Source organism: Cronobacter sakazakii (genome assembly GCF_000982825.1).
In the GTDB taxonomy this organism is placed as follows: Bacteria; Pseudomonadota; Gammaproteobacteria; order Enterobacterales; family Enterobacteriaceae; genus Cronobacter; species Cronobacter sakazakii.
Genome location: NZ_CP011047.1, coordinates 4,239,625 through 4,260,015 on the forward strand (window position 1 = coordinate 4,239,625; position 20,391 = coordinate 4,260,015).

The 20,391-nt window shown below is 56.4% G+C and carries 21 protein-coding genes, 1 other RNA gene and 1 pseudogene; 12 read left to right on the top strand and 11 right to left on the bottom strand.

What is annotated here, in order from left to right; all coding sequences use genetic code 11:
- Window positions 1–5 precede the first annotated feature (5 nt).
- The 6 genes from acrA (at window position 6) to CSK29544_RS20150 (ending at window position 6,851) form a co-directional block, all read left to right on the top strand.
- A complete protein-coding gene (gene acrA, locus CSK29544_RS20125) occupies window positions 6–1,211 on the top strand; it encodes a multidrug efflux RND transporter periplasmic adaptor subunit AcrA (protein ID WP_007848022.1) in 1,206 nt (401 codons plus the stop codon).
- Window positions 1,212–1,232: 21 nt separating this feature from the next.
- A complete protein-coding gene (gene acrB, locus CSK29544_RS20130) occupies window positions 1,233–4,382 on the top strand; it encodes a multidrug efflux RND transporter permease subunit AcrB (RefSeq protein WP_007848020.1) in 3,150 nt (1,049 codons plus the stop codon).
- Window positions 4,383–4,844: 462 nt separating this feature from the next.
- Complete coding sequence (gene tomB / locus CSK29544_RS20135; protein WP_007891922.1) at window positions 4,845–5,219, top strand: Hha toxicity modulator TomB; 375 nt, start codon at window positions 4,845–4,847, stop codon at window positions 5,217–5,219.
- 26 nt (window positions 5,220–5,245) lie between these two features.
- Window positions 5,246–5,464: a hemolysin expression-modulating protein Hha gene (hha, locus tag CSK29544_RS20140; protein WP_004386909.1), complete on the top strand. Its 219-nt coding sequence runs from the start codon at window positions 5,246–5,248 to the stop codon at window positions 5,462–5,464.
- A gap of 206 nt (window positions 5,465–5,670) precedes the next feature.
- Window positions 5,671–6,222 (top strand): maltose O-acetyltransferase, encoded by a 552-nt coding sequence (gene maa, locus CSK29544_RS20145; RefSeq protein WP_007891921.1) that lies wholly within the window; start codon window positions 5,671–5,673, stop codon window positions 6,220–6,222.
- A 119-nt stretch (window positions 6,223–6,341) separates the two neighbouring features.
- Window positions 6,342–6,851 carry a YlaC family protein gene (locus tag CSK29544_RS20150; RefSeq protein ID WP_007891920.1) on the top strand — a complete coding sequence of 170 codons (510 nt, stop codon included), beginning with the start codon at window positions 6,342–6,344 and terminating at the stop codon, window positions 6,849–6,851.
- A 28-nt stretch (window positions 6,852–6,879) separates the two neighbouring features.
- Here CSK29544_RS20150 and ykgO read toward each other — a convergent pair whose 3' ends face one another.
- The 3 genes and pseudogenes from ykgO to CSK29544_RS20160 form a co-directional block, all read right to left on the bottom strand.
- Complete coding sequence (ykgO, locus tag CSK29544_RS23440) at window positions 6,880–7,020, bottom strand: type B 50S ribosomal protein L36 (RefSeq protein WP_007891919.1); 141 nt, start codon at window positions 7,018–7,020, stop codon at window positions 6,880–6,882.
- A 3-nt stretch (window positions 7,021–7,023) separates the two neighbouring features.
- On the bottom strand, window positions 7,024–7,284 hold the full coding sequence (locus CSK29544_RS20155) for a type B 50S ribosomal protein L31 (protein WP_004386912.1): 261 nt from the start codon (window positions 7,282–7,284) through the stop codon (window positions 7,024–7,026).
- A 139-nt stretch (window positions 7,285–7,423) separates the two neighbouring features.
- Window positions 7,424–9,325: pseudogene (locus CSK29544_RS20160) on the bottom strand (methyl-accepting chemotaxis protein).
- A gap of 357 nt (window positions 9,326–9,682) precedes the next feature.
- On the opposite strand from CSK29544_RS20160, the gene CSK29544_RS20165 reads away from it, so the two are divergent.
- The 5 genes from CSK29544_RS20165 (at window position 9,683) to pdeB (ending at window position 14,710) form a co-directional block, all read left to right on the top strand.
- Entirely contained in the window at window positions 9,683–10,720 is a 1,038-nt protein-coding gene (locus tag CSK29544_RS20165; protein ID WP_012125455.1) for an isopenicillin N synthase family dioxygenase, read from the top strand.
- Window positions 10,721–10,741: 21 nt separating this feature from the next.
- The gene (locus tag CSK29544_RS20170) at window positions 10,742–11,545 is read left to right on the top strand and encodes a MetQ/NlpA family ABC transporter substrate-binding protein (RefSeq protein ID WP_029039158.1); all 804 of its coding nucleotides are present in this window, start codon (window positions 10,742–10,744) and stop codon (window positions 11,543–11,545) included.
- Window positions 11,542–12,333, top strand: a complete 792-nt coding sequence (locus CSK29544_RS20175; protein ID WP_012125457.1) for a methionine ABC transporter ATP-binding protein — start codon at window positions 11,542–11,544, stop codon at window positions 12,331–12,333. The genes CSK29544_RS20170 and CSK29544_RS20175 overlap by 4 nt, the downstream gene beginning before the upstream one ends.
- Complete coding sequence (locus CSK29544_RS20180) at window positions 12,330–12,989, top strand: methionine ABC transporter permease (protein ID WP_012125458.1); 660 nt, start codon at window positions 12,330–12,332, stop codon at window positions 12,987–12,989. Before CSK29544_RS20175 ends, CSK29544_RS20180 begins: the two co-directional genes overlap by 4 nt.
- A 164-nt stretch (window positions 12,990–13,153) precedes the next feature.
- On the top strand, window positions 13,154–14,710 hold the full coding sequence (gene pdeB, locus CSK29544_RS20185) for a cyclic di-3',5'-guanosine monophosphate phosphodiesterase PdeB (protein ID WP_007891910.1): 1,557 nt from the start codon (window positions 13,154–13,156) through the stop codon (window positions 14,708–14,710).
- Here pdeB and CSK29544_RS20190 read toward each other — a convergent pair.
- A complete protein-coding gene (locus CSK29544_RS20190) occupies window positions 14,703–15,530 on the bottom strand; it encodes a GNAT family N-acetyltransferase (protein WP_007891909.1) in 828 nt (275 codons plus the stop codon). The genes pdeB and CSK29544_RS20190 overlap by 8 nt on opposite strands.
- 56 nt (window positions 15,531–15,586) lie before the next feature.
- Window positions 15,587–16,204: a membrane protein YczE gene (gene yczE, locus CSK29544_RS20195; protein ID WP_014729420.1), complete on the bottom strand. Its 618-nt coding sequence runs from the start codon at window positions 16,202–16,204 to the stop codon at window positions 15,587–15,589.
- 86 nt (window positions 16,205–16,290) lie between these two features.
- Between yczE and yczR the strand changes: the two genes are divergently transcribed.
- Window positions 16,291–17,712 carry a MocR-like transcription factor YczR gene (yczR, locus tag CSK29544_RS20200; RefSeq protein WP_004386921.1) on the top strand — a complete coding sequence of 474 codons (1,422 nt, stop codon included), beginning with the start codon at window positions 16,291–16,293 and terminating at the stop codon, window positions 17,710–17,712.
- A 3-nt stretch (window positions 17,713–17,715) separates the two neighbouring features.
- On the opposite strand, the gene CSK29544_RS24985 is transcribed toward yczR, so the two are convergent.
- From CSK29544_RS24985 to CSK29544_RS24420, 6 genes are all read right to left on the bottom strand, one after another.
- The gene (locus CSK29544_RS24985) at window positions 17,716–17,844 is read right to left on the bottom strand and encodes a hypothetical protein (protein ID WP_007865308.1); all 129 of its coding nucleotides are present in this window, start codon (window positions 17,842–17,844) and stop codon (window positions 17,716–17,718) included.
- 243 nt (window positions 17,845–18,087) lie between these two features.
- On the bottom strand, window positions 18,088–18,309 hold the full coding sequence (locus tag CSK29544_RS20205; RefSeq protein WP_007781449.1) for a hypothetical protein: 222 nt from the start codon (window positions 18,307–18,309) through the stop codon (window positions 18,088–18,090).
- A complete protein-coding gene (locus CSK29544_RS20210) occupies window positions 18,306–18,557 on the bottom strand; it encodes a DUF6364 family protein (RefSeq protein WP_004386923.1) in 252 nt (83 codons plus the stop codon). Before CSK29544_RS20210 ends, CSK29544_RS20205 begins: the two co-directional genes overlap by 4 nt.
- Before the next feature lie 300 nt (window positions 18,558–18,857).
- Window positions 18,858–18,954, bottom strand: an RNA gene (ffs, locus tag CSK29544_RS23445) — signal recognition particle sRNA small type.
- A gap of 423 nt (window positions 18,955–19,377) precedes the next feature.
- The gene (locus tag CSK29544_RS20215; RefSeq protein ID WP_029039157.1) at window positions 19,378–19,836 is read right to left on the bottom strand and encodes a DUF3828 domain-containing protein; all 459 of its coding nucleotides are present in this window, start codon (window positions 19,834–19,836) and stop codon (window positions 19,378–19,380) included.
- Window positions 19,837–19,838: 2 nt separating this feature from the next.
- On the bottom strand, window positions 19,839–20,198 hold the full coding sequence (locus CSK29544_RS24420) for a CHAP domain-containing protein (RefSeq protein WP_155267709.1): 360 nt from the start codon (window positions 20,196–20,198) through the stop codon (window positions 19,839–19,841).
- Between the last annotated feature and the right edge of the window lie 193 nt (window positions 20,199–20,391).

Sequence of the window (20,391 nt, forward strand, 5' to 3'; positions counted from 1 at the left end):
TAGATATGAACAAAAACAGAGGGTTCACGCCTCTGGCGGTCGTTCTGATGCTCTCAGGCAGCTTTGCGCTAACAGGATGTGACGGTGAACAGGCTCAGCAACAAGCGCCACAGGCGCCCGAAGTGGGTGTAGTGACGCTGAAAAGCGAACCTCTGCAAATCACAACTGAACTCCCGGGCCGCACCCTCGCTTATCGTGTGGCGGAAGTTCGTCCGCAGGTCAGCGGCATTATTCTCAAGCGTAATTTTGAAGAAGGCAGCGAGATCAAGGCTGGCGTGTCGCTTTATCAAATCGACCCGGCGCCTTATCAGGCCTCTTACGAAAGCGCGAAAGGCGATCTGGCGAAAGCCCAGGCCAGCGCGAATATCGCGCAGGTGACGCTCAGCCGTTATCAGAAACTGCTCGGCACGCAGTACATCAGCAAGCAGGATTATGACAATGCGCAGGCGGAAGCCCAGCAGGCGAACGCCGCCGTGGTCGCGGCGAAAGCGGCGGTTGAAACCGCGCGTATCAACCTCGCGTACACCAAAGTGACCTCCCCTATCAGCGGTCGTATCGGTAAATCGAACGTGACCGAAGGCGCGCTGGTGCAAAACGGCCAGACCACCGCGCTCGCCGTCGTCCAGCAGCTCGACCCTATTTATGTTGACGTGACTCAGTCCAGCAACGATTTCCTGCGCCTTAAACAGGAACTGGCGAGCGGTCAGCTGAAACAGGAAAACGGGAAAGCGAAAGTCACGCTCTCGACGGCTGACGGCCTGAAATATCCGCAGGACGGCACGCTGGAGTTCTCCGATGTGACTGTGGATCAGACCACCGGCTCCATCACGCTGCGCGCGATTTTCCCGAACCCTGACCACACGCTGCTGCCGGGCATGTTTGTCCGCGCGCGTCTCGAAGAAGGGGTTAACCCGAACGCGATTCTGGTACCGCAGCAGGGCGTAACCCGTACTCCGCGCGGTGACGCGACCGTCATGGTCGTGGGCGAAGGCGATAAAGTGGAAGTGCGTCCGGTGCAGGTCGGCCAGGCGATGGGCGACAAATGGGTCGTGACGGACGGCGTGAAGGCCGGCGATCGCGTGATCGTCACCGGGTTGCAGAAGGTTCGCCCGGGCGCGCAGGTCAAAGCGCAGGAAGTGACTGACAACCAGCAGCAACAGAAGCAATCCGGCGCCGCTGGTCAGACGCAGTCACAGCAACCGCAGTCTTGAGTTAACAGGAGCCGTTAAAACATGGCTAAGTTTTTTATCGATCGCCCCATCTTCGCGTGGGTGATCGCCATCATCATCATGCTGGCAGGTGGCTTGTCCATTATGAAACTGCCCGTGGCGCAATATCCGTCGATTGCGCCGCCAGCGGTGACGATTAACGCGACCTATCCGGGCGCGGATGCGAAAACGGTGCAGGATACCGTGACGCAGGTTATCGAACAGAACATGAACGGTATCGATGGCCTGATGTACATGTCCTCTACCAGCGACTCTTCGGGCACCGTGCAGATCACGCTGACGTTCGAATCCGGCACCGACGCGGACATCGCGCAGGTACAGGTGCAGAACAAACTGCAGCTCGCTATGCCGCTCCTGCCGCAGGAAGTGCAGCAACAGGGCGTGAGCGTTGAGAAATCCTCCAGCTCGTTCCTGATGGTGTTAGGCCTTATTAACACCGACGGCTCGATGAAGCAGGAAGATATCGCGGACTACGCGGGCGCGAACATTAAAGACCCGATCAGCCGTACCACGGGCGTGGGCGACGTACAGCTCTTCGGTTCTCAGTACGCGATGCGTATCTGGCTCGACCCGAACAAACTGAACAACTTCCAGTTAACGCCGGTGGACGTTATCAGCGCCATTAAAGCGCAGAACGCCCAGGTGGCGGCTGGTCAGCTTGGCGGTACGCCGCCGGTGAAAGGCCAGCAGCTGAACGCCTCGATCATCGCGCAGACCCGTCTGACGTCTGCCGATGAGTTCAGCAAAATCCTGCTGAAAGTCAATCAGGATGGTTCGCGCGTACTGCTGCGAGACGTGGCGAAGGTTGAGCTCGGCGGCGAGAACTATGACATTATCGCACGCTATAACGGCCAGCCGGCGGCGGGTCTCGGTATCAAGCTCGCGACCGGCGCGAACGCGCTGGATACCGCTGAAGCGGTGCGCAAGACCATTGCCGGTCTTGAGCCGTTCTTCCCAAGCGGTCTGAAAGTCGTTTACCCGTACGACACCACGCCGTTCGTTAAAATCTCTATTTTCGAAGTGGTGAAAACGCTGGTCGAAGCGATCGTGCTGGTGTTCCTGGTGATGTATCTGTTCCTCCAGAACTTCCGCGCGACGCTTATTCCGACCATTGCGGTGCCGGTCGTCTTGCTCGGTACGTTTGCGATACTGGCGGCCTTCGGTTACTCGATAAACACCCTCACCATGTTCGGGATGGTGCTCGCCATCGGTCTGCTGGTGGATGACGCCATCGTGGTGGTTGAGAACGTCGAGCGTGTGATGGCTGAAGAAGGCCTGCCGCCCAAAGAAGCGACCCGCAAATCGATGGGTCAGATTCAGGGCGCGCTGGTCGGTATCGCGCTGGTGCTCTCGGCGGTATTTATCCCGATGGCGTTCTTTGGCGGCTCGACCGGTGCGATTTACCGTCAGTTCTCCATTACTATCGTTTCCGCGATGGTGCTGTCAGTTATCGTGGCGTTGATCCTGACGCCGGCGCTGTGCGCCACCATGCTTAAACCTGTCGCGAAAGGCGATCACGGCGAAGGCAAAAAAGGCTTCTTCGGCTGGTTTAACCGCATGTTCGACAAGAGCACGCACCATTACACCGACAGCGTAGGCAACATTCTGCGCAGCACCGGTCGTTATCTGCTGCTCTATCTGCTGATTGTCGTGGCGATGGCGTTCCTGTTTATCCGTCTGCCAAGCTCGTTCCTGCCGGATGAGGATCAGGGCGTCTTCCTGACGATGGCGCAGCTGCCAGCGGGTGCCACCCAGGAGCGTACCCAGAAGGTGCTGGATGAGGTGACCGACTACTACCTCACTCAGGAGAAAGACAACGTTAACTCCGTCTTTACCGTTAACGGCTTTGGCTTCTCCGGTCGCGGCCAGAACACCGGTCTGGCGTTCGTCTCGCTGAAAAACTGGGATGAGCGTCCGGGCGCGGAAAACAAAGTTCCGGCTATTACCGGCCGTGCGATGGGCCGCTTCTCGCAGATTAAAGATGCGATGGTGTTCGCCTTTAACCTTCCGGCGATTGTGGAACTCGGTACGGCGACCGGCTTTGACTTCGAGCTTATCGACCAGGGCAACCTGGGCCATGACAAGCTGACGCAGGCCCGTAACCAGCTGCTGGGCGAAGCGGCGCAGCACCCGGATCTGCTCTCGCAGGTGCGTCCGAATGGTCTGGAAGATACGCCGCAGTTTAAAATCGACATCGACCAGGAAAAAGCACAGGCGCTGGGCGTTTCCATCAGTGATATCAATACCACGCTCGCTTCTGCGTGGGGCGGCAGCTACGTCAACGACTTCATCGACCGCGGTCGCGTGAAGAAAGTGTACGTCATGTCGCAGGCGCAATACCGTATGCTGCCGGGTGATATCAACAACTGGTATGTGCGTGGTACAAACGGTCAGATGGTGCCATTCTCCGCCTTCTCGACGTCTCACTGGGAATATGGCTCACCGCGTCTGGAGCGTTATAACGGCCTGCCGTCCATGCAGATCCAGGGCCAGGCGGTGCAGGGTAAGAGTACCGGTGAAGCGATGGCGATGATGGAACAGCTTGCCAGCAAGCTGCCAACCGGTATCGGCTACGACTGGACCGGCATGTCCTATCAGGAACGTCTGTCCGGCAACCAGGCGCCTGCGCTTTACGCCATTTCGCTTATCGTGGTGTTCCTGTGTCTGGCGGCGCTGTATGAGAGCTGGTCGATCCCGTTCTCGGTCATGCTGGTGGTCCCGCTTGGGGTTATCGGTGCGCTGCTGGCAGCCTCGCTGCGTGGCCTTAACAACGACGTTTACTTCCAGGTAGGTCTGCTCACCACCATCGGCCTGTCGGCGAAGAACGCCATATTGATTGTGGAATTCGCCAAAGATCTGATGGAAAAAGAAGGTAAAGGTCTTATCGAGGCGACGCTTGAAGCGGTACGTATGCGTCTGCGTCCTATCCTGATGACCTCGCTGGCGTTCATCCTCGGCGTAATGCCGCTGGTGATTAGCTCGGGCGCAGGCTCCGGCGCGCAGAACGCCGTCGGTACCGGCGTAATGGGCGGGATGGTGACCGCAACCATTCTGGCTATCTTCTTCGTTCCGGTGTTCTTTGTGGTGGTTCGCCGCCGCTTCAGCCGTAAGAGTGAAGATATCGAGCACAGCCATCCGGTTGAGCATCACTAATAAGAAAGGCCGCAGATGCGGCCTTTTTTTTACCCCTTCCCTGCATACGTGTTTTAACGCTTCGCGCAAAAAAACATCACTCGCGCCTTTCGTTTCTCTTTTTTTCGCTATAAATATTTTATTGGGATTAATCTGATGCAGAAAAAACCTTTATTACAGAATATTCTTCAGGCGTGAATAAATAAACGTTTTAAACTAAGGTAAAACTAAGACTTAAAGGTTAAGTTTTCTTTCTGAATGCGTCTGCGTGCCTTGCCTTTATTGATTCGCGTAAAAGAGTCTGCGCCGATGTGCGATTAACCGCGGAAATGTAATTTTTCGTAATCGTGCCAGGAAAAAATCCCCAGGGTGTTTTATAGTAACAGTAGATTAAAAATGGAGCGCCACGGCTCCAGACACTGGTTGTGTATCTGCCCCTGCGGTGCTGTTGACTAAAATTTTTCGCTAAAAAGGGGATACGTTATGGACGAATACTCACCAAAACGGCATGATATAGCGCAGCTTAAATTTCTTTGCGAAAGCCTGTATCATGATTGCCTTGCCACGCTCGGCGAAAACCAGCATGGCTGGGTTAACGACCCCACTTCCGCCGTTAACCTGCAACTCAACGACTTGATTGAGCATATTGCCAGCTTCGGCCTGAATTATAAAATTAAGCATGAAGATGACGCAGCTCTCATTGAGCAATTAGATGAATATCTGGATGATACCTTTATGCTGTTCAGCAATTACGGTATCAATGCGCAAGATTTACAAAAATGGCGCAAGTCCGGAAACAGGCTTTTCTGGTGTTTTGTAAACGCCAGCAAAGAAAACCCTGTAAGCTTGTCTTTTTAAAAATAGAACAACTACTTAGGTGTATTATGACGACCAAACCATTAACCAAAACCGATTATTTAATGCGACTGAGACGTTGTCAGACAATTGACACGCTTGAGCGCGTTATTGAAAAAAATAAATATGAATTATCCGACAACGAACTGGCGGTATTTTATTCAGCGGCGGATCATCGTCTGGCTGAACTGACGATGAATAAGCTCTACGATAAAATTCCGACCGCCGTGTGGAAGTTCGTTCGTTAATCTCCCGCTATTTTGTATGTGATTATCTGGCTTTGATAATGTCGACGCCATGTTAGTGTCGAGCGATTCGCGTTGTGCGTGCCACACCGGATATGTCCTCCGTTAGCATGGCTTCTCTCCTGTACTCTTCCCCTCAAATGCAGTGAATGGTCAGCCGCGCGTTTAGTCGCTACTATCAGAGTTTCCATTCACGGAGCGAAACCACCATGAGCGAAGAGAAACGCAAGATGATTGCGGGCGAGCTTTACCGCCCGAACGACCCGGAGCTGCGTGAGGACCGCCTGCGCGCGCGGCATCTGCTGCATGAATACAATCACAGCGCGCCGGATGCGAAGGCACAGCGTCAGGAGATCCTCAAATCACTGCTGGGGGAAGCCGGCAACACGTACATAGAGCCCACCTTCCGCTGCGACTACGGCTATAACATTTACCTGGGCGAGAATTTCTACGCCAATTTCGACTGCGTGATTCTGGATGTCTGTCCGGTGCATATCGGCGCGAACGTTATGCTGGCGCCCGGCGTGCATATCTATACCGCCACGCATCCGCTGGATCCGACCGAGCGCAACAGCGGGCTGGAATTTGCCAAACCGGTCACCATTGGCGATAACGTCTGGATTGGCGGGCGCGCGATTATTAATCCGGGCGTCACGCTTGGGGATAACGTGGTGGTCGGTTCAGGCGCGGTAGTGACGCATTCCGTGGAAGCCAACTGCGTGGTCGCAGGCAATCCGGCGCGGGTGATTCGCCGCCTTTGAGCGCCGCTTCGGTTAACTGTTATGGTTTTTTGTTGGCCGTCTGTTACTTTTTTCGTGAACGGCGGCCTCATAAAATGCCCATTCCCGCGCACGCGCGACACCGATTCTGAAGGTTTTGCATGACTGAAATCCAGCGACTGCTGACGGCCACCATTGACCGACTCAACAAAGAAGAGAAGCGCGACAACCGTCCACGCTTTAGCATCAGCTTTATCCGTAAGCACCCTGGCCTGTTTATCGCTATGTATCTGGGCTGGCTGGCAACGCTTGCGGTGATGCTACAGTCAGAAACGCTGGCAGGCTCAGTCTGGCTGCTGGTCGTGCTGTTTGTGCTGTTAAACGGCTTTTTCTTTTTTGACGTGAATCCACGCTACCGCTACGAAGATATCGACGTGCTGGATCTGCGCGTATGCTATAACGGCGAATGGTATAACACCCGCGACGTGCCGGAGAGTCTGATAGAAGAAATTCAGGCATCGCCGCGCGTGAGCGCTGAACAAAAAGCGCAGCTTGAGAAGATGCTGACTCGTAAGAAAGCCTTATCGTTTTACGATATCTACTCGCTGGATAAAAATAACGGCCCTGCCCGCTCGCCGGTGAATACCGCAACCGCCTCACAGGCGCACTAAAAAAATCGCCCTCTTGCGAGGGCGATGCTTATTTTCTTTTCTTCCTTCCCTGTACCGCTTTAAACCGCGGGTTCGTTTTGCAAATCACATACAACCGCCCTTTGCGTCGCACTATCTGACATTCAGGATGACGCGCCTTCGCGCTCCTCAGTGAATTCAGCACCTGCATGATTTACGCCTTTTTATCGTTAAAGAAGCGACCAAAACGCTGCTGGAAGCGCGCGGCGCTGCCCTCGGTGGTAATGGTTTTTTGACGCCCGGTGTAATACGGATGCGACGCCGACGACACGTCGATGGTCACATACGGATAGGTTTCGCCATCGAGTTCAATTTCGCGCTCGGTTTTAATGGTCGAGCCGACTTTGAAATATTCGTTGGCGCTGGTGTCATGAAACACCACGGTACGGTAATGCGGATGGATATCAGCTTTCATCATTCGCCTCCTGTTAATGTTATAACATAACGATATCGTAAATCGACGCCGCTGAAATTGCAAGCAGCGGCTATCACGGGGCGACGGTAAAGAAAAAGCCGACGCATCAGGCGTCGGCTTTTCAGAAGTGAGTAATGACTTACAGGCGGAAACCGGCCACTACGCGGTCAAGCTGCTGCGTCTGTTCGGTCATCGAGTGCGATGCCGCCGAGACTTCCTGCACCAGCGCCGCGTTCTGCTGCGTCGCGCTGTCGAGCTGGTTAATCGCCAGGTTTACCTGCGAGATACCCGCGCTCTGCTCGCGGCTGGAGGACATGATTTCGCCCATCAGCGTGGTGACGTTGCGCACGCCGCTCAGCAGTTCATCCATCGTTGCGCCCGCTTCATTCACAAGCTTCGTACCAACTTCAACGTTGCTGGCGGAGTTTTCAATCAGCTGTTTGATTTCGCGAGCCGACTGCGCGGAGCGCTGCGCCAGGCTGCGCACTTCCGAGGCGACCACCGCGAAGCCGCGGCCCTGCTCACCCGCACGTGCCGCTTCCACCGCCGCGTTCAGCGCCAGGATGTTAGTCTGGAAGGCGATGCTGTCGATCACCGCGATAATATCCACCACTTTGCCGGACGAACTCTGGATAGCGCTCATGGTGCTGACCACTTCGCGCACCACATTACCGCCCCGCTCCGCCACCTGCGACGCCTGGTGCGCCAGCTCGTTGGCATGTGCGGCGTTATCAGCGTTCTGGCGCACGGTGCTGGTAAGCTGTTCCATTGACGCCGCCGTCTCTTCAATCGAGCTTGCCTGATCCTCCGTACGCGCCGAGAGATCCTGGTTGCCGCTTGAGATCTGCTGCGACGCCGACGACAGCGCGCGGGCGCTATCGCTCACCTGGCGCAGCATAGTTTGCAGGTAATCAATCACGCCGTTGAAACTGTTGATGATCGCGTTAAATTCCGGGCTGCTGGTGGGCTCCAGGCGCTGCGTCAGATCTGCCCCACCTGCGGAGAGCCGGCTGATATTGCGGTTAAGATCGGCCAGTTTGCCCATCATTGAGCGGATAAACAGCACCAGTACGCCCAGCAGCAGAAGCAGCATCGGGATCTGCACCATGCTCAGGCGCGCGAGGATCGTATCGGTCTGCGCGGTTAACAGCGCGGTCGGCAGATCGACCGCGATAATCCACGGGCTGCCTTTAATGGATTGCAGCATCACGGTATGCGAATCGCCGTCCTGATCATACTCCTGCTCGGTTTTCTCGCCGGGGCGGAACGTGGAAAGCGCTTTCTGCACCGTCTGCGCCATCGGATCGTCGCCGAGGTCTGCCAGCTTCTTCAGGCTCGCGGTTTTGCCGACCTGAGCGGCGTCGCCGACGATTTTGCCGTCCGCTTCCACAATCAGCACGCGCCCGGAGATGGCGTCGTTCATCTGTTTCGCGAGCTGATTAAAGAAGCCCAGCGTCACGTCGATGGTCGCAACTCCCCACGGCTGGCCATCTTTGGTAATGACCATCGCGCAGTTGGTACGCGGCTGCGGGCTCGCGTCATCCTGATACGCGTTCGCCCAGGCGCAGTGGCTGGCAGGCGAATTCAGACCCGCTTTATACCAGACCTATTCGTAGTAATTTGGTGCTGCGTCGGAGTTCCAGTAGGTATTCACTTCGAGCTGATTGCTGGCGTTACGCGCAAAGAAGGTGCTGAATTTATTGCGCCCCGCCTCGCGTTTTTCCGGCAACGGCCAGACGCCGCCGCCAAAGACGTTCACATCCTGGTACTGGTCCACCAGCGCCGGTAACAGCCGGTCGATTTCATCGCTCTGCATCGCCGCGACGCTCTGCGTCACGCTGCGCATCTGCGCCTGCACGCGGTTCATCTGCTCAACGATGCTGAACGCCACGTTATCCACTTCATAACGGATAATCCGCGTCTCGGTGCGTTTAATTTCCGGCATGACGAAAAAGTGGATCACCAGCGCGGTAATGCCGCTCAGGGCAGCAAGAAAGAGACAGAGTAAAAAGATAAATCTGGCCTGCGTTGTTTTTAGCATTGTTATTTTCCTGGAAAGGATCAGAGGGTTCTTCATTCAGGACAACGGCAGCGCAGCGCTAAACTTGAAGGCAGAATGCATGTTAAAAAATTAACAAAAAATTAACTCATTGACGGATAAAACAAATCCATTTTTCATGGAAACATTTTGAAATAATTACTTATGCGTCAGCCAGAAATCCTTTTTACCCCATGACGTTATAAATCAGAAAAGAACGATATTGGGCGCGCGGACGTCTTTCGGGCAGTGTGGCGGTATGGCAACAAATGAAGGAGACTCCCATGCGCCAGCGCTGTTGTTGTGCCTGTCTGTTTGCAGATAACCGACTGTGATTTTCTTTTGCTAACGGAGCGCCCCATGAGCACAGCATTACCCTCTACCCTGCCAATTCTCGATCTCGCGAGACTCAATGCAGGCCCGGCCGATCGCGCCGCGTTTCTCGATCATCTGCGCTACGCCGCGCGCGATATCGGTTTTTTCTATGTGGTTAACCACGGCGTCGACACCCGTCTGCTGGAAGATGTCCAGCGCGAGGCGCGCCAGTTTTTTGCCCTGCCGGAAGAAGAAAAAGCGCAGGTGGCGATGATCCACTCTCCGCATTTTCGCGGCTATAACCGCGCGGCGGCGGAACTGACGCGCGGCAAGCCGGACTGGCGCGAGCAGTTTGATATCGGTGCCGAGCGCCCGGCGCTCGCGCTTTCAGCGAATGCGCCCTCGTGGCGTCGCTTGCAGGGGCCAAACCTCTGGCCCGCCGCGCAGCCGTCGCTCAGGCCAACGCTGCTGCGCTTTCAGCGCGATATGGCGCAGATGGCGCTGCGGCTGCTGCGCGCGTTCGCCGAAGCTTTGCAACTTTCGCCCGACGCCTTCGACACGCTCTACGGCGAGCAGCCCAACGAGCACATTAAGCTCATCCGCTACCCCGGCCAGCAGCGCACCGGCAGCGACCAGGGCGTCGGCGCGCATAAAGATTCCGGGTTTTTAAGCTTTCTGTTACAGGATCAGCAAAAAGGCTTACAGGTGGAAGTGGCGCCTGACGAGTGGATTGACGCCGCCCCGCTGCCGGGCAGCTTTGTGGTGAACATCGGCGAACTGCTGGAGCTTGCCACCAACGGCTATCTGCGCGCCACGGTGCATCGCGTCGTCTCGCCGCCCGCGGATAACGAACGCCTCTCCATCGCCTTTTTCCTCGGCGCGCGGCTCGACGGCGTGGTGCCGGTCTATCCGCTGCCGCCGGAGCTGGCGCGCGAGGCGCATGGCCCGCAGAGCGATCCGCGCAACCCGCTTTTGCGTGATGTCGGCTGGAACTATTTAAAAGGCCGCCTGCGCTCACACCCTGATGTCGCCGAGCGCTACTACCGTGACGTGCTGCGCGAAAGCCACGAACTGATCGCCTGATCCCTTACTAAGGAAAGCAAAATGAAAAAAGCCACTATGACGCTGGCCGGGCTGGCGCTGCTTATTTCCGCAGGCTTACAGGCCGCCGAGCCGCTGCGTGTCGCCGCCGATCCGGTGCCGCACGCCGAAATTCTTAACTACATTAAAAAACTCGATCCGAAGCTCGACCTGAATGTCGTGGAGCTCACCAGCGGCGTCAACGCCAACGAGCTGCTGGCGAACGGCGACGTGGACGCCAACTATTTTCAGCATCTGCCCTACCTGAAGGATCAGGAAAAAGCGCTCGGCAAAACCTTTGCGGTCGCCGCCACGGTGCATGTTGAGCGGCTCGGCATCTATTCGCGTAAATATAAAGATTTCAAAGCCGTGCCGGAGGGCGCAACCGTGGCGGTGCCGAATAACGTCACCAACCTGAGCCGCGCGCTGTTCCTGCTGCAAAACCAGGGGCTGATTACACTCAAGGCGGGCTTTAACGATCCGGCGAGCAGTCTCGCCACGCCGAATGATATCCGCGATAACCCGAAAAAGCTGAAGATCCTCGAAATTGAATCGCCGCAGATCCCGCGCTCGCTTGACGATGTGGATCTGGCTGTGATCAACGGCAACTACGCGCTGGAAGCGGGGCTGACGCCCGCCAAAGACGCGCTGGGACTGGAGCGCGCCGATCATAACCCTTACGCCAATCTCCTGGTGACCACGCCCGCGCTGGCAGGCGATCCGCGCATCAAAGCGCTGGCGAAAGATTTACAGTCGCCGCAGGTCGCGGAATTTATTCGCCAGCATTACAACGGCTCGGTGATCCCGGTCGCGGCTCCGCAGTCATGATAACGCTTGACGGGCTGAGCAAAACTTACGCCGGAGAGGGCCACCCGGCGCTGGACGACGTCTCGCTCGCCATTCCACAGGGTGCCGTGTACGGCATTCTGGGGCGCAGCGGCGCGGGCAAAAGCACGCTGCTGCGCTGTCTTAACCTGCTGGAGCGGCCAACGTCGGGCCGCATCCTGATGAACGGCGTGGATATTACCCGCCTCGACGACCGCGCGCTGCGCCAGCACCGGCAGCGCACCGCGATGGTGTTTCAGCACTTTAATCTGCTCCATGCGCGCACGGTGGCAGACAACGTAGCAGTACCGCTGGAGATCGCGGGCGTGCCGCGCGCGGCGCGGCGCGAACGGGTGGCGGAACTGCTCGCGTTAGTCGGGCTTGCCGATAAAGCCGACGCGTTTCCTTCGCGCCTTTCCGGCGGGCAGAAACAGCGCGTCGGCATTGCCCGCGCGCTTGCCGCGCGCCCGGACGTGCTGCTGTGCGATGAAGCCACCAGCGCGCTCGACCCGGAGACCACCGCCTCCATTCTTGCGCTGCTTGCCGATATCAATCGCCAGCTCGGACTGACCATCGTGCTGATTACGCATGAGCTTGAGGTGGTTAAAGCCATCTGCGACCACGCGGCGCTGCTGGAGAATGGGCGTCTGGTGGAGAGCGGGCGACTCGCGGATTTACTCACCGCGCCCTGGTCGGTGCTGCGTCAGACGCTGGTGCGCGACAACGCCGCCTGGCAGGCATTTTTACGCCGTCATGGCGTGGAGGAGAGAATATGGTGCGAAGTGGCATGAGTTTTGAAGATCTCTGGCCGCTGCTGGCGCAGGGCACGTTGGAGACGCTCTATATGGTTGGCCTGGCGGCGCTCTTTACGGTGCTTATCGGCCTGCCAGTCGGCGTGGTGTTGTTTATCACCCGCCGCGACGGCGTACTCCCGCAGCCGCAGCTCAACAGCGTGCTGGGCAGCGTGATTAACGTCGGGCGTTCGCTGCCGTTTATTGTGCTGTTGATTGCGTTAATCCCGCTGACGCGTCTTATTATCGGCACAACGCTTGGCAGCACTGCCGCCGTGGTGCCAATTACCATCGGCGCGTTCCCCTTCTTCGCGCGCGTGGTGGAAAACGCGCTGGATGAAGTGGACCGCGGGCGCGCCGAGGCGATTATTGCGATGGGCGGCAACGCCTGGCATGTAATAAGCAAAGCGCTGCTGCCGGAGGCGCTGCCCGCGTTGCTTTCTGGCGTGACACTTACCGTGGTGATGCTGATAGGCTTTTCCTCTATGGCCGGTGTTATTGGCGGCGGCGGGCTTGGCGATCTCGCCATTCGCTACGGTTATCAGCGTTTTAATAATGAAGTGATGGCCGCCACGGTGCTGATACTGGTGGCGCTCGTTCAGGGCGTACAGACGCTCGGCGACCGGCTGGTGCGGCGTCTCGCGCACCGGCGCTAAAATCCATACTCGCGGCGCAGCCGTCATTGCTGCGCCCGCTTTACACACTTTTTTTGCCCTAACCCTACGCAAAATCAATGCGCCGTGCCGTCGCAAAAGCCATTATCCCCCACTACGCTAGAAGTACTCCGGCACTCATTTCTTCTTCAGGGCAGGCAGCAATCGTGACCATCACAAGACGGATAAAAATAGTAACAGGCGTGCTGTTACTCAGCGTTTTGCTGCCTGTCGCGTTTAGTTTCTGGCTCGCCCGTCATCAGGCCGAACAGCATTTTGTCGTGGAGCTGGACGCCTATACCGAACGCACGCTTATCCGTACCAATGACATCATGCAGCAGGCGAAAGCCGCACTCGCCAAAATCAACAGCTTCACCGGCGAGCCGTGTAGCGAGGCGCATTTACAGGCGATGCGGCGCACGTCGTTTGTGTTCCGCCATGTTCAGGAAGTGGTCTACTTAAAAGATATGACGCCGGTCTGCTCCTCGCTGGTAGGGCGCAGCACGTCAAAACCGCTGCCGACGCCAACATGGGTTAACGATGAGAATTACAAGATCTGGTTCAGCACGCAAAACGATGTGGGATTGTCGATATCCATGGTAATGGTTGCTCACGGGCCACATATGGTGCTTATCGATCCCAGCTCGTTTATCGATTTAATTCCGTTCAGCGCCTGGCCGATTAACACCGCCATCATTGGGCTGCCGCGCAACCGCGTGCTGGCAAGTAGCGGCCCGTTTGATAAAACGGTCTGGAACATGGCGCGTAAAAGCGGTGCCAGAAAAATTGAGTATCAGGGCAATATCTATCTGATTCACCGCGAGCCGCGCTCCGGGATTGCCGTGGTGGCGTGGGCCTCTCAGGCACCGCAGACGGCAGAAATCCGTAAACTCCAGCTTATCTGGCTCCCGGCGGGTATCCTTATCAGCCTCGCATTAGCGTTCTGGCTGCTGCGCCTGTTGCGGCGTTTGCAGTCGCCGCGCTATCGCCTGCAGGACGGTATCGCCAATAATGAACTGGTGATGCACTATCAGCCGATCATTCGTCTGTCCAATGGCCAGCCCACCGGCGCTGAAGCGCTCATCCGCTGGCCGCAGCCTGACGGCAGCATGTTAACGCCGGATATTTTTATCCCGCTTGCCGAGCAGACCGGGCTTATCGGCCCGCTGACGCGCCGCATTGTTCATAACGTGCTGGACGATCTTGGCGACTGGCTGCGTACGCATCCGCAACAGCATATCTCCATCAATATTTCCGCGTTCGATCTGCACGATCCGCAGTTTGTCGATATGTTCAGCCAGGCGCTGGCGCAACACGGCGTCGCGCCGCATCAGCTCGCCCTGGAGATAACCGAACGCGGCTTCGCCGACCCGGCGCTAAGCGGGCCAATCATCGCACGCCTGCGCGCGGCGGGGCACAAAATTTATATTGATGACTTCGGCACTGGCTATTCCAGCCTGAGTTATCTCGAAGATCTGGATGTCGATATCCTGAAAATCGATAAATCGTTCGTCGATGCGCTGGAGTACAAAACCGTCACGCCGCACATTATCGAAATGGCGAAAACGCTGAAGCTGGAGATGGTGGCCGAAGGCGTGGAAAATCAAAGCCAGGCGCTGTGGCTGCGGGAACATGGCGTGCAGTACGCGCAGGGCTGGCTCTACAGCAAGGCGCTGCCCGCCGGGGAGTTTATCGCCTGGTGCGGGCGGCACGGCGTCAGTTAAGCCGATGCCGCATCTCATACTGGCGCACCGGCTGAATGCGAAAACCGCTCTGTTCAAAGAGCGGCGCCAGGCGCTGATCAACCGCCACGGGCGTCATTAAACCCGCAAAGCGCTCATGCAATAGCGACAGTAACTGCCGGGCGTGCCCTTCACGCCGCGCCTGCGGCGCAACCCACAACGCGCGCAGTTGCGGCTGAGCAAAACCGGTCGCAATAATGGCAAACGCCTTATCATCCAGCGAAAACCCCGTGCCCGGCAGCGCCTGCGCCGTTTCCGGAGCCATTAACCACGGCAGGTCTTCCACCTGCGCTGCCATGCGCTGTGCGATGTCATGCGGATCGCAGGGCATTAACGCCTGCGTATTCACAAACGCCGCCGGGCTGTGGGCCTGAAAACCTACCAGCGTTTTCTCACAGGTAAACCCCACACGTTCATACAGCGCCTGACCGGCGTCGTTACCGACAATTACTTCAAGCGTCATGCTTTTTTCACCGCGCTCGTGGGCTTCATCCAGCAACTGCATCATCAGCGTTTTACCCACGCCTTTACCGCGCCAGTCAGGATGAATGGCGAACGCCGCGAGACGGCTGCGCCAGCCGCGGCGGGAGATGAGCGCCAGCGCGACGACCTGCTCACCCGCAAGCCAGACGCGACTCGCGTTCAGGCAGACATTTTCCGCGCCGAAACGGTACGCAAACGCGGCGCCATCCAGTTGAAACGGCACCAGATAGCCATCAAAACAGCGGCACAGTATTGAGGCCAGCGCTTCGCTGCTCCAGTGCAGCGCTGGCCGTGCGTGTAAGGCTGCAGGGTTCGACATGACCATTCCTCATCGGCGAAAACACCCAGCATAACGCAGCGCGGCAAAAAGATGACCTATCCTTTTTCAGCGGCTGCCACGGCCGGTGCGGCAGGCTTTACGCGCCGCACCAGAAACCACGGCAGGCAGAGCTGAATAAGCGGCCCGATGGCGAGCGCATACACCACGGTGCCAATTCCGGGCGTGCCGCCCATGGCCCAGCCCGCCAGCAGGACGGTGATTTCAATCGCGGTACGAATACTTCGCACCGACCAGCCGGTACGGGCGTGAATGCCGGTCATCAGGCCATCGCGCGGCCCTGCGCCAAAGCCCGCGCCGATATACATGCCGGTTGCCAGCGCATTCAGCACCACGGCGGCAACGAGCAGCCCGCCACGCAGCGCCAGCGATGACGGCGCAGGCAGCACGGCCAGCGCCGCATCTGCCGCAAGCCCGATCATAATAACGTTACTGATAGTGCCAAGGCCCGGCTTCTGGCGCAGCGGCACCCACAACAGCAACACCAGCGCGCCGACGCCGATAATCACCGCACCGAGATTCAGCGACAGCAGCCGCGCCAGCCCCACGTGAAACACGTTCCACGGATCGGTACCGAGATCGGCCCGGACGAACATTGCGGTCGATACGCCATACAGCGAAAGCCCGACATACAACTGCACCAAACGACGCCACATATTTTTTCCCTCATTCGTCATCTGGCTACTACTTTAAGGCCAGTGGACGTAAGATTAAGGTCCAGTTTCAACAAAGTGGACTGCTTATGAATCATCGTCGTACCGGCACAGCCTCGCTGTTGCGCCTGCTCGGCCACTGGCAGCAGGCGCATTCCCGCCTGCCGGTTTATCGTCAGCTGGCGCAGGCGCTGCGCCTGATCATTCTGGATGGTCGCCTGCCGCTCGCGAGCCGTCTGCCGGGCGAGCGTGAACTGGCCGGCGCGCTGGGCGTCAGCCGTACGACCATAGCCAGCGCGCTGGGGCTACTGCGCGATGAAGGTTTTCTGATAAGCCGCCACGGCGCAGGTTCGGAAATCGCCCTGCCCGCCAGCGCCTCGGTGCCAACGCTCACTGGCAGCGGCGGCGCGCTCGATCTCTCTACCGCAGCGCTGAGCGCAGGCCCGGAGGTGTTAGCGGCTTGCCAGCGCGCCGTGGCGCAACTGCCGGATTATCTCGGCCATACGGGCTACGATCCGCAGGGGCTGCTGCGCCTGCGTGAAACCCTCGCCGCCCGCTATAGCGCGCGCGGTCTGCCCACCAGCCCCGATCAGGTGATGCTCGTCAACGGCGCGGTGAGCGGTTTTGCGCTTGTCCTGCGGCTGTTGACCGGCCCCGGCGACCGGGTGGTTATCGATAACCCAACCTATCCGCTCGCCATCGCCGCCATTCGTGGCGCATCATGCCGTCCGGTATCGGTGGCGCTGGCAAGCCAGGGCTGGGATCCGGACGGGCTGGCGGCCACGTTCGCCCAGACGTCGCCGCGCCTTGCGTATCTCATTCCCGATTACCACAACCCTACCGGCTACTGCATGGACGCCGCCACCCGTGAGCGCATCGCCGCCGCGGCCACCGCCAGCCGCACAACGCTGGTCGTCGACGAAACGATGGTGGATCTCTGGTATGAAGAGGCGCCGCCGCCGCCGCTCGCCGCGTTTGACGCCCAGGATACGGTCATTACGCTCGGCTCGGCAGGCAAGAGTTTCTGGGGTGGGCTACGGCTTGGCTGGATACGCGCCAGCACACGCACGATCGCATCGCTGATCCAGATGCGCGATACGCTCGATCTCGGCTCGCCGCTGCTGGAACAGCTCGCCGTCGCCACGCTGATTGAGGATGCCCCGCATTTTCTGCCGCCGCGACGCACGGCGTTAAAAGCGCGTCGCGATGCGTGTCTGGACGCCATGCAGCGCTATTTTCCGCAGTGGCGCACGAGCTTGCCGCAAGGGGGATTATCGTTCTGGGTGGAGCTGCCGCGCCCGCTGGCGACACGTTTCGCGGCCAGCGCCGAAGGGCTCGGGATTCATCTTGGCGCGGGCAACCGGTTTGGCGTGGAAGGAGCCTTTGAGCGCTTTCTGCGAATGCCGTTTACGCTTGAGACCGAACGCCTGGAAGAGGCATTTTCCCGGTTACAGCCGCTCTGGCATCAGCTTATGGAGACGCGCGCGTCGACTGCCCGTGGGCTGGTGTGAACATTACATATTCAGAACAGGCCAGGTGATGCGCAGCAAAAAGACACCGACAATCGCTACCACATATGCGCACCAGAGAGAGATAACCACGCTGGCGATATGGCCTGCCACGAGCAATAACTTGGGTATCATTGCACACCTCTGTCATTAAGGTGAACCTGAAGCAAAAGTTACAAACACGCACCGAGTTTTAATAATGGCGAGAAAAACAGACGACGAGCCTTCCGGCCCGCCATAAAAAAACGGTCATCCATGACTGCACATAATTTGAGATGGTGAGGCGTATCATTTTATTATGCGAGGATAATGACGGCGCTTTGTAACAGCGCCGTGTCACGCAGATGATATATTCATGACGCGTGTAGCAGGAGGGAATTAATGCTGGCGGGGAACCGGAAAACCTTTCAGGGAAATGACAAACGCATCGCCCTCTTTTTTTATTTTTGCACCTGCATCGCACCAGTCAGACGCAATGCGAAAAAACTCATCGCTGCCGACATCCCAGCCCAGGCGGACGTGTTTGACATAGCCTGAACGCAACAGCTCACAGGCTTCCCGATAGGTTGCAGCCGTAGTGGATAAAGACGCGTCTTTCATTTTCTTTTCTTCAGCAGTTTACGTAGCGCTTTGATTTCTTTTACAGAAAGTGGGGATACATCTTCTTCAGTGTGCTGGCTGTCGATCTCTTCGCTGTTCACCACGTCGTCTTCCTCGCCCAGCACCAGCGCCTTTTGCAACAGCTTTTCTGTGGCGGCGCTGAGCGTTTCACCGTGCTGCTCAGCATACTGACGAAGCTTTTCTTTGAGATCGGTATCTATTTTTACGTTAAGCACCGCAGCAGTCATAGAAAATTCCTTTCCTTTCAGATGAGAGCTATTTAATACCTTAATTGATTATTAAGATCCAGCATTAAGCTCTTACTTATAAAAAGACGTTTTAAAAATGAGATATCGGTTCAGCTATTATGACAATAAGATGACAAATATATGACAATATAATTAAATTTAAACGACAGAATAAAATAAAGCGGTTTGCAACGCGGAAATAAATAGCTGTGGGAAGAACGGGAAAACGCAGAAGCGGATGCTTAAAAGCAGCGCAGTAGAAGTAGGTTATCGCGGTGGAGAGCCTGAAATGGGTGGGGGCCCTGCCAGCTACATCCCGGCACACACGTCATCTGCCTTGGCTGCTTCCTTCCGGACCTGACCTGGTAAACAGAGTAGCGTTGCGGGAGAACCAACAGGGCCCCCATTGAGAGCGTCGTTAAACGCGCAGGGCGCATTATGTCTGTTGCCCCCGGCGATTGCAACCCAACGCGCGCCGTATGCCGGTTTATTGCGCAATCGAGAGCAGGTGCGGGAAAAGTTTGTGTGTCGGATAAGCGCTGGCGCGCCAGTTTATATATAGGGTGGGTAAGCGAAGCGCACCCACCTGGCCTTGCAATCAATAGATGTAGGGTGGGTAAGCAAAGCGCACCCACCTGGCCTTGCAATCAATAGATGTAGGGTGGGTAAGCAAAGCGCACCCACCTGGCCTTGCAATCAATAGATGTAGGGTGGGTAAGCAAAGCGCACCCACCTGGCCTTGCAATCAATAGATGTAGGGTGGGTAAGCAAAGCGCACCCACCGGGCGCAAGGACTCTACTCAACGACTCGATTTCCTTTTCAGGGTTTCCCTTTCGCCACTGGCACGCGTGCAACGGACTGAACCTTCCATATACCCGCTTCCTTCACCATACAATCGATCACCTCATGTACCGGGTTTTGACCAAACGACACATACACCTGCGTACAAACCGGGTCATACTCGACATCCGTAATGACGATATGAGAAGTCCAGTCCGGCAGAATGTCCTGAGCCTTGATGAAAAAGTCCGCATCATAAAATTCATTTTCATTCGGTCTGGCTCGCCGCAATTTCTCCCGCGTTGTTTTTGTCACGTAATGTCTAATCTGCTTGCTATCAAGAAGATCCTGATGAGTATTCTGAAAGCCGCTTATATACCAGCGATTAAAATTAAGTGCGGCCTGCTGCGGTTTTTGTTCAAGCGTTTCATCATTGGCAACAGCGGTAGTACTACACAACGCGACAGTAGTAAGTAAGGTGCAAATGGTTTTATTCATGTTCAGTAATGCCTGTAAAGTTTAAAGGCAGGGTGAGCCCGGCGGTAACTATCCCCTGGATAAAGCGATCTCTGCCTAAAATCGCTAATCCATTTTTGGCCATCATAAATACAAACATGACCATCAGGATGTCCGGGGATCGCGTTAATAACAGCAACGTCACCCGCTACGGGCTCACCATAAACTTCATAAAAACCAGATTGAATCAATGCGTTACCCATATCTTTTGCAGAAGGTGTTGGATGTATATCCACCCCACCAGCAATAATAGCTTCTTTGACAAATAACTCACACTTATGATGGCTATTGCTATAGGCCCGATCATGTGCATGACGTATTGCTGCATACTTATCCCATGTCATTTATATATTCCTATTAATTGAAGAAAGTATAAATTCTACATGTTTAACTTAATAAACGCTGTAATTAACATTTAATTTAAATTAACAAACATAAAAGTTAGCAATAGAAAGAGTTTCATTATAACTAGCAAAAATAGAACAGATACAATACCTTTCATTTTTTATTATTACCGTTATCTTTATTTCCCAGCTC